This window comes from Streptomyces sp. NPDC057654 (assembly GCF_042800135.1).
GTDB lineage: Bacteria > Actinomycetota > Actinomycetes > Streptomycetales > Streptomycetaceae > Streptomyces.
On sequence record NZ_JBHVHQ010000635.1, the window covers coordinates 1 to 5,014 of the forward strand.

Annotated in this window: 5 protein-coding genes and 1 pseudogene; 1 reads left to right on the plus strand and 5 read right to left on the minus strand. The window is 71.3% G+C overall.

Annotation, left to right across the window (positions count from 1 at the left end; genetic code table 11):
- Nucleotides 1-76: 76 nt before the first annotated feature.
- The 5 genes and pseudogenes from ACFU99_RS32470 to ACFU99_RS32490 all read right to left on the minus strand — a co-directional run.
- Nucleotides 77-709 carry a histidine phosphatase family protein gene (locus tag ACFU99_RS32470; RefSeq protein WP_384398850.1) on the minus strand — a complete coding sequence of 211 codons (633 nt, stop codon included), beginning with the start codon at nt 707-709 and terminating at the stop codon, nt 77-79.
- The gene (gene trxA, locus ACFU99_RS32475) at nt 702-1,121 is read right to left on the minus strand and encodes a thioredoxin (protein ID WP_384398852.1); all 420 of its coding nucleotides are present in this window, start codon (nt 1,119-1,121) and stop codon (nt 702-704) included. The genes ACFU99_RS32470 and trxA overlap by 8 nt, the downstream gene beginning before the upstream one ends.
- Before the next feature lie 254 nt (nt 1,122-1,375).
- Complete coding sequence (locus ACFU99_RS32480; RefSeq protein WP_384398854.1) at nt 1,376-1,627, minus strand: hypothetical protein; 252 nt, start codon at nt 1,625-1,627, stop codon at nt 1,376-1,378.
- A gap of 193 nt (nt 1,628-1,820) precedes the next feature.
- A complete protein-coding gene (locus tag ACFU99_RS32485) occupies nt 1,821-2,546 on the minus strand; it encodes an HAD-IA family hydrolase (protein WP_384398856.1) in 726 nt (241 codons plus the stop codon).
- A gap of 206 nt (nt 2,547-2,752) precedes the next feature.
- A pseudogene (locus ACFU99_RS32490) lies at nt 2,753-2,968 on the minus strand (cold-shock protein); the annotation flags it as partial.
- A 470-nt stretch (nt 2,969-3,438) separates the two neighbouring features.
- Between ACFU99_RS32490 and ACFU99_RS32495 the strand changes: the two are divergent.
- Nucleotides 3,439-4,650 carry a glycosyltransferase gene (locus tag ACFU99_RS32495; protein ID WP_384398858.1) on the plus strand — a complete coding sequence of 404 codons (1,212 nt, stop codon included), beginning with the start codon at nt 3,439-3,441 and terminating at the stop codon, nt 4,648-4,650.
- Nucleotides 4,651-5,014: the final 364 nt, after the last annotated feature.

Below are 5,014 nucleotides of genomic sequence, written 5' to 3' on the forward strand. Positions count from 1 at the left end.
CGTGAGAGCCATGTGCGCCGCCCCGCCTCCGCGACGTACGCGTAATGCGCACGAGGTGCGCGAGGTGGTGCGCGATCTACCCGGGGAGCAGCTCCGAGGAAACGTTCCAGGCGACGATCGCCGGGCGGCCGTGCTCGGTGCCGATGCGGCTGATCGTGCCGGTGTCGAGCCGGAACAGCGCACCGTCGGCGGCCGGCAGGCCGAGCCGGCGCGCGGTCAGCACCCGCAGGAAGTGCGAGTGCGCGACGAGCACCACGTCACCCGATCCGCCGCCGTCCTCACCAGCCTTCAGCAGGGGCTCGATCCCCGCCAGCACCCGGTCCGCGCGCGCCCCCACCTGCGCCGGGGTCTCGCCCGGATGCTCGGCGGGGCCGGGCGCGACGCCGTCGTGCCACAGGTCCCAGTCGGGCCGGGTGCGGTGGATCTCGGCGGTGGAGACGCCCTCGTACGCACCGTAGTCCCACTCGTGCAGATCGGGTTCGATCTCGACGTCGCCGAGGTCGCCGAGCCCGGCGAGCTCGGCGGTCCGCCGCGCCCGCGCCAGCGGGCTCACCAGCGCCCGTACCACCGTCAGCCCGGCGAGCAGCGGCCGCAGCGCGGTCGCCTGTTCCTCGCCGCGGCCGGTCAGCGGCAGGTCCGTCCAGCTGGTGTGCTGACCCGACCGGCTCCACTCGGTCTCGCCGTGCCGGATCAGCAGCAGGTCAGCCACGGTCGCCCTGCTCCTGTCCGCCCTCCTGCTGGCCGCCTTCCTGCTGCGCCTTGGCCTGCTGCTCGGCCACGGAGGCGCGGACCTCGTCCATGTCCAGGCCGCGGGCCTGACCGATGACGTCCTCAAGGGCAGCCTCGGGGAGCGCGCCCGGCTGCGCGAAGACCGCGATGTTGTCGCGCACGATCATCAGCGTGGGGATCGACTGAATCTCGAAGGCCGCGGCCAGCTCGGGCTGCGCCTCGGTGTCGACCTTGGCGAAGACCAGGTCGTCGTGGCGCTCGGCAGCGCTCTCGTACACCGGGGAGAACTGCTTGCAGGGGCCGCACCACTCGGCCCAGAAGTCGATCAGTACGAAACCGTTCCCGGAGACGATCTCGTCGAAGTTGTCCTTGGTGAGCTCAACGGTGCTCATGCTTGCCTCTCAGCTCGCGGATGCGGTCCGGATCCCCAGCCGGGAAACCAGCTGTGGCCCCACCGTATTCCGAAGCCCCGGGGCCTCGTCCACCGCAGCCGACCAGGTACGGTGCCCCCGCACACGTACGCCTCGCGTGCCGCTCGGGGGCGGGGAACCGCGCCCTGGAAGCAGACATTCCGGGTGCGGGGCGAGGATTCGCCACACCCGGAATGTCACCCGATCACCGCGCGAGGGCCGTCGCGCCCCTGCTGCTAGTAGCGGTCCCCGTCCTGCGGGTGCTGGTCGATCCACCAGCCGTTCTGGCAGACGCGCCCCTCGGGGTCCCTGGCGCCCTCGGCGTACTGACCCGAACCGGTGGTCTCGCCGTTCGGGCCGCGCCCCCAGCTCGTGTAGTAGTAGCGGCAGCCGGCCGCGTCGGGGGCGGCCTGAGCCACCGGGACGACGGTCAGGGCGGCACCGGCCGCACAGACCGCCACGACGACGGCGCGCGTGAACGCTCGCATGCGATCACCTTCCACTTGTGGGGCTCGCGGTGCGTGCCCCGGGGGTGATCACTTTGGCGGGCGGGGAGCGGCGGCGGCGCGCCGACGCGGTTGCCGCGCCGAATGCCACCCGAACGGCTATGCGCCCTTCGCCACGGTTGACGAGGAGACAACCCCAAGCGTCAACTCAAGCCAATGCGGCCCCACTTCACCCCTACCGCTCCCCCACCTCTCGATCCGGCGCTCCGACGTCGACGGCCACGCTTTCGACGGCGACGCTTTCGACGGCGACACTGCCGAGAAGCCTGCTGATCTCGGCGACGGTGTCGGCCGGCTCGGTATCGAGGACGACGGCCATGCCGAGGTCCTGGGCGGGCAGCAGATTGCGGGCGGAGTCGTCCACGAACACGCACGCTCCGGCCGGAAGCCCGAGCAGCCCCAGCACGATCGGGTACAGCTCCGGGTCGGGCTTGCGGAGCCGGTAGTCGCCGGAGAGCACCACCGCGTCGTACTCCGTGTCGAGCCCGTACCCGGCGTAGGGGTCGTACGGTGTCCGGCCGAGGCTGTTGGAGAGTACGCCCACCCGTACGCCCGCACGCCGGGCGGCCCGCGCGGCGTCGACGACGAGGGGCTCGGGCCGCAGGTCGGCGAGGACGCGGCCGAGGAGGCCGGTCCCGTCGACGCCGAGCAGGGGCCCGGTGCACTCGTTCCACTCGGCCTGTTCGATCGCGCCGCACTCCAGGTCGGCGAAGAGCGCCCGGCCCACCGGGTCCGCCGAGATCACGTGCGTAAAGGCGTCGGGGGCGAGCCCTTCGCGCAGGCAGAAGGCGCGGGCGCACTCGGCGACGGACGTGGTGAGCACCCCGCCGAAGTCGAGGATCAGGCCACGGGGTTCCAGTTCCGGGGGTTCCAGTTCCGGGGGTTCCAGGGAATCGAACATGAGCGGCTCCTCGGGGATGGCCGGGGCGGGCGTGTTCGCACCACTACAGAAAGCAATCACGGTAGTGGCCGGACCCGCCCCGGACGGCGAGTTCCGCTGATTTCCCGCGTGAGCCGGGGCGGATGCTAGAGCCGGCGCTGGGAGAGAGGGTGCTGGGAGAGATGGCGCTGGGACAGAGGGTGCGGGAAGAGGCGGGGCACCCGGACGACGTTGTACGCGTACGGCCCCTTGGGCCCCTGCCCGAGCTGGTACTCGACCCGGTCCCCCTCGTCGAGGGTCTTGTATCCGGCGCCGACGATATTCGAGTGGTGGACGAAGACGTCCTTCCCGCCGTCGTCGGGGGCGATGAACCCGTATCCCTTCTCGGCGCTGAACCACTTCACAGTGCCGAGGTGAAGGAGTACGCGGTCGCGCTCCGGCAGCTGCTGAGCGACTGCGCCACCGGGCTGGGGTACGGGCGCGGGGGCGGCGGACGAGGGCGCGGCGGCGGCTACGAGCCCGGCGGCGGCAAGGGCGAACGCGCAGGCGGCGACGGCGGCGCGGCTGTGCGCGGGGGTGCGGGACATGGGGGTCCTCCAGGGGACGGTACGGGAGTGAGCGGGCACGGTGCCCGAATCCATCGTTGGCACCGCCCCGGCCATTCCTCACCCGCACGTTCGCGCCCGTACGCCGAACCGGTGACCGCGAGCGCAAAAGAACAGAAGGACAAGAGGACAAGAGACCAAAAGGGCAAAAGGCAAAAGGCAAAAGGCAAAAAGAAAAGCAAGGAGAACCAGATCCTCTCCTCGCCACTACCAAGATATAGCGCACTGGGGGGCTTGCCACAAGCCCCGGCTCGTACCGCACAATCAGCGGCCGAAAGCCGGAACTTGCGGAATTGGGGGGTCGCGAAATGCGAGCGTTGCTGACGACATGGGGATCGCGCGGGGACATCGAACCGCTGGTGGGACTGGCGGTGGCGCTACGGGAACTCGGCGCGGAGGCACGGGTCTGCGCACCGCCGGACGAGGAGTTCAAGACGCTGCTGGCACGGGCGGACGTACCACTGGTACCGCTCGGCCCGTCGGTGCACTCGGTGGTCGCCAATCCGAAGCCGCCGACGGCGGAAGACACGTTCCGGCTGGCTCCGGAACTGGTGACGGCGCGGTTCGCCACGCTCACGGCGGCGGCCGGAGACTGCGACGTCCTGCTGGCGACGGGCCTGATGCCGGCCGGGGCACGGGACGTGGCCGAGAAGCTGGGCATCCCGTACGTCTACGCGTGCTTCCACATCTTCGGCCTGCCGTCGTCCCACTTCCGCCCCGGCGTACGGCCGGGTGCGGCGTCCCCGGAGGACGAGACCGACCACCGCAAGCTGTGGGAACAGGACGCCCAGCGGGTGAACGCACTGTACGGCGAGGCGCTCAACACCCACCGGGCGGCGATCGGTCTGCCGCCGGTGGACAACGTCCGCGATCACGTCTTCACCGACCGCCCGTGGCTGGCGGCGGACGAGACGCTGTGCCCGTCGGAGGGCCTGACGGACGTGGACCTGGTACGGACGGGCCCATGGACACTACGGGACCCGCGCCCCCTGCCGGTGGACTTGGAGGCATTCCTGAACAGGGGAAAGCCCCCCGTCTACGTGGGCTTCGGCAGCATGGCGGCACACGCCCCGAAGGACATCGCCCGAACGGCCACCGAGGCGATCCGCGCCCACGGCCACCGCGTACTCCTGGCCAGCGGCTGGGCGGACCTGGCCCCGGTCGACGACGCCGACGACTGCTTCGCGGTGGGCGAGGTCAACCAGCAGGCGCTGTTCCCCCGCGTAGCCGCCGCCATCCACCACGGCGGCGCAGGCACCACCACAGCAGCGGCCCGAGCGGGCACCCCCCAGGTAGTGCTCCCCCGCATAGCAGACCAACCCCAATGGGCCACCCGAGTCGCTGAACTACACATAGGCACCGCCCACCTCGACTCGACCCCAACCGTAAAAACCCTCTCCACCTGCCTGGCGACGGCCCTGACCCCCGAGACGCGCGCGCGAGCGCGGGCGGTGGCGAGGACGATCCAGAGGGATGGGGCAATGACGGCCGCGAAGATGCTGGTGTCTTTGGGGACGTAGCTGGGCGGAGGGGGGTGGGGGATGGGGGGGGTGTTGGGTGGGGCGGTATTCGGCTCGGCCGGGTACTGCTTTCGTCTCGGACCCTCCGGGTCCAAAGCGCCAGCAGCGGGGGGACGGGGGCGGGCCTGGGGCCGGTGCACTGCCTGCCGCTCAGCGGGTGGCCGGGGTTCAGGCTGGCTCCGCTGCGCTGCGCCGCTGGCAGCTGCCGCGAAGAGGCCGTTGCCGATTGCTCGGGTGCGGGAGCGTCTCGGACCCTGCGGGTCCACAGCGCCTGTAGTGGAGGGTGGGGCGGTGGTGGCGACCGTTAGGGGCTCCGCTGCGCTCCGCAGCTGGCTACCGGTAGGTAGGGTGTGGTTCCCGCCCG

Bases quoted from the DNA above. Each gene is read 5' to 3' on its own strand.
- ACFU99_RS32485 (WP_384398856.1), bottom strand. From the start codon at position 2,546: ATGTTCGATTCCCTGGAACCCCCGGAACTGGAACCCCCGGAACTGGAA.
- trxA (WP_384398852.1), bottom strand. From the start codon at position 1,121: ATGAGCACCGTTGAGCTCACCAAGGACAACTTCGACGAGATCGTCTCC.
- ACFU99_RS32480 (WP_384398854.1), bottom strand. From the start codon at position 1,627: ATGCGAGCGTTCACGCGCGCCGTCGTCGTGGCGGTCTGTGCGGCCGGT.
- ACFU99_RS32495 (WP_384398858.1), top strand. From the start codon at position 3,439: ATGCGAGCGTTGCTGACGACATGGGGATCGCGCGGGGACATCGAACCG.